Genomic DNA, 3,020 nt, shown 5'->3' on the forward strand with positions numbered 1-3,020 from the left:
CTCAAGGCCCTTCTCGACGGCAGCGATGTACTCCTTCGGCACCACGCCACCCACGATGCGGTCCTCGAACTCGTAGCCCTTGCCGTCGGGCAGGGGCTCCATCTCGAAGACCACGTGTCCGTACTGGCCACGGCCGCCGGACTGCCGGATGTACTTGCCCTCCGCCCGTGCCGCGCGCTGAATGGCCTCCCGGTAGGCGACCTGGGGGTTGCCGACCTTGACGTCCACGCCGAACTCCCTCTTCAGGCGATCGACGATGATCTCCAGGTGGAGCTCCCCCATTCCGGAGATGACCGTCTGACCACTCTCCTCGTCCGTCCGGACGCGGAACGTGGGGTCCTCGTCGGCCAGAGCGATCAGGCCCTTGCTCAGCTTGATCTTGTCGCCCTGCGTCGCCGGCTCGACGGCCAGCGAGATGACCGGCTCCGGGAACACCAGGCTCTCCAGGACGATGGGGTGGGCCTCATCGCAGAGGGTGTCGCCCGTCTTGGTGAGCTTCAGGCTGGGGACGGCCACGATCATGCCCGCCTCCATCGCGTCGATGTCCTCGCGCTTGTTGGAGTGCATCCGCATGATGCGGCCGATGCGCTCCCGCTGTCCCGACGTGGAATTGTACACGGTGCTCCCCTTCTCCAGCTTTCCGGAGTACACCCGCAGGAAGAAGAGCTTGCCCAGGAAGGGGTCCACCGCTACCTTGAAGGCCAGCGCCGTGAAGGGCTCGCCGTTGTCGGAGTGGCGCTCCAGCACCTTCTCCGGGTCCGTCGGCGAGGTGCCGGTGACCGGGGGCAGGTCGAGGGGGCTCGGCAGGTACGCCACCACCGCGTCCAGGAGGGGCTCCACGCACTTGTTCTTGAAGGCGGAGCCGCAGAGCACCGGAACGGCCTTGAGGCCGATGGTGGCCTCCCGGAGGACCTTTCGGATCAGCTCGGAGCCGACCTCCTGCCCCTCCAGGTAGAGCGTCATGATGTCGTCGCTGAAGTCGGAGAGGGCCTCCACGATGGCGTCGCGCCCCTGCTTGGCCGCCATGGCCAGCTCCGCCGGAATCGGGGCCTCCCTGGGCTCCTGCCCCAGGACGCCGCTGAAGAGGAGCGCCTTCTGATCGATCAGGTCCACCACCCCGGCGAAGTCGTCCTCCGCGCCGATCGGGAGCTGCAGGGGGATGGCGCAGGCGCCAAGGCGTTCATGGATGGCGGCCACCACGGCGTTGAAGTCCGCACCGATGCGGTCCATCTTGTTCACGAAGGCGACGCGGGGCACGTGGTACTTATCCGCCTGACGCCACACCGTCTCGGACTGAGGCTCTACGCCACCCACGGCGCAGAAGACGGCGACCGCTCCATCGAGCACGCGCATGGAGCGCTCCACCTCGACCGTAAAATCCACGTGTCCGGGCGTATCAATAAGGTTGATCGTATAGCCCTTCCAGCTGCAGGTCGTGGCCGCCGAGGTGATCGTGATCCCCCGCTCCCGCTCCTGCTCCATCCAGTCCATCGTGGCCGTCCCCTCGTGCACCTCGCCGACCTTGTAGCTGCTGCCGGTGTAGTAGAGGATACGCTCACTCGTCGTCGTCTTGCCCGCGTCGATGTGGGCCGCTATTCCTATGTTCCTGAGCTTGTGAATATCCAAAAAACGCACCTACCCAATCAATCACAAAAAAATCTTCACTACCAGCGGTAATGCGCGAAAGCCTTGTTCGCCTCCGCCATCCTGTGGGTGTCCTCGCGCTTCTTGATGGAGCTGCCCTCGTTCTTGTAGGCGTCCATCAGCTCGTGCATCAGGCGATCCTGCATGGGCATTCCCTTCTTGGAACGGGCGAAGGAGACGATCCAGCGGATCGAGAGCTGCACGCCGCGCTCCGGCGTCACCTCGACGGGGACCTGGTACGTGGCGCCGCCCACCCGGCGGGGCCGCACTTCGATCTGAGGGGCGACGTTGCCCATCGCCTTGTCGAAGACGTCGAAGGGCTCAACGCCAAGCTTCTCCGCTGCGCTGTCCAGCGCGCCGTAGAAGATCCTCTCCGCGATGCTGCGCTTGCCCCCCAGCATCAGGCTGCTGATGAAGCGGGATGCGGCCTCGCTCCCGAACCGGATATCCGGCACTGACTCGCGCTTTTTTACATGACCCTTACGAGGCATGGCGATCTCTCCCCCTAGTTGGCCTTCGGCCTGCGCGCGCCGTACTTGGAGCGGCTGCGCTTCCTGTTCTCCACGCCGCCGCAGTCCAGCGTGCCGCGGATGATGTGATACCTGACGCCGGGAAGGTCCTTCACGCGACCGCCCCGCACCAGCACGACGGAGTGCTCCTGCAGGTTGTGGCCGATGCCCGGAATGTAGGACGTCACCTCAATGCCGTTGGTAAGGCGCACGCGCGCCACCTTGCGCAAAGCCGAGTTGGGTTTCTTCGGGGTGATCGTGTACACGCGGGTACACACCCCCCTGCGCGCGGGGTTGGCCTGCAGCGCAGGAGAATTGCTCTTGGTCCTCTTTTCGTCGCGCCCGAGGCGGACGAGCTGGTTGATCGTTGGCACAGAATCTCCTCCTCAAAAAATGAAACGTCTTCAAAAACCCAGCGACATCTATGAGATCAAGGCTTCAGCAGCCCTGCTGCCGATGCCGACCTGTCGATTGCGCACGCGCGCCCCAGAACGAGGCGGGAATCGGCCCATTCGACCTCCACGCCCAGCGCACGCGCCCCCTCCAGAAGCGGACGCAGCCTCTCCGACTCAACGTCCTTCGCCACGAAAAGCTTTCGCAGCCCGTCCCGCCCAAGGGCGCGCAGGACCTCTTTCTCCCCCACGACCCTCGTGCCCGCGGCCAATTCGTTTAAGGGCATGACAATACCTCCCGCGCACAAGACGTGAGAGGTATCATAGCAAAATAAAGTCTTGGATGTCAAGCTAAATGTCGGCCCCCAGTGGAAACTCCGACAAAAATTTCGCGCCGCGGCTGGCGCCCTTCCCCTCCTTTCCTGGCCATCCGCGGCCCCGCGGCGCGGGACGGCGGTCAGCGGACAGGTCCCTG

At 64.6% G+C, this 3,020-nt stretch carries 4 protein-coding genes; all 4 read right to left on the reverse strand.

Features of this window, described 5'->3' with window-relative positions:
• Window positions 1-1,635: elongation factor G (gene fusA / locus SY1_RS04470; RefSeq protein WP_208872834.1), on the reverse strand; the 1,635-nt coding region annotated here is incomplete at its 3' end.
• Between the two features lie 29 nt (window positions 1,636-1,664).
• Window positions 1,665-2,135 (reverse strand): 30S ribosomal protein S7, encoded by a 471-nt coding sequence (gene rpsG / locus SY1_RS04475; RefSeq protein ID WP_208872836.1) that lies wholly within the window; start codon window positions 2,133-2,135, stop codon window positions 1,665-1,667.
• A 14-nt stretch (window positions 2,136-2,149) separates the two neighbouring features.
• Window positions 2,150-2,527, reverse strand: coding sequence for a 30S ribosomal protein S12 (gene rpsL, locus SY1_RS04480; protein WP_208872839.1), 378 nt, complete (start codon window positions 2,525-2,527; stop codon window positions 2,150-2,152).
• A gap of 56 nt (window positions 2,528-2,583) precedes the next feature.
• Window positions 2,584-2,832, reverse strand: a complete 249-nt coding sequence (locus tag SY1_RS04485; protein ID WP_015556320.1) for a 50S ribosomal protein L7ae — start codon at window positions 2,830-2,832, stop codon at window positions 2,584-2,586.
• Between the last annotated feature and the right edge of the window lie 188 nt (window positions 2,833-3,020).

It is taken from the genome of Fretibacterium fastidiosum (assembly GCF_000210715.1).
Taxonomy (GTDB): Bacteria; Synergistota; Synergistia; order Synergistales; family Aminobacteriaceae; genus Fretibacterium; species Fretibacterium fastidiosum.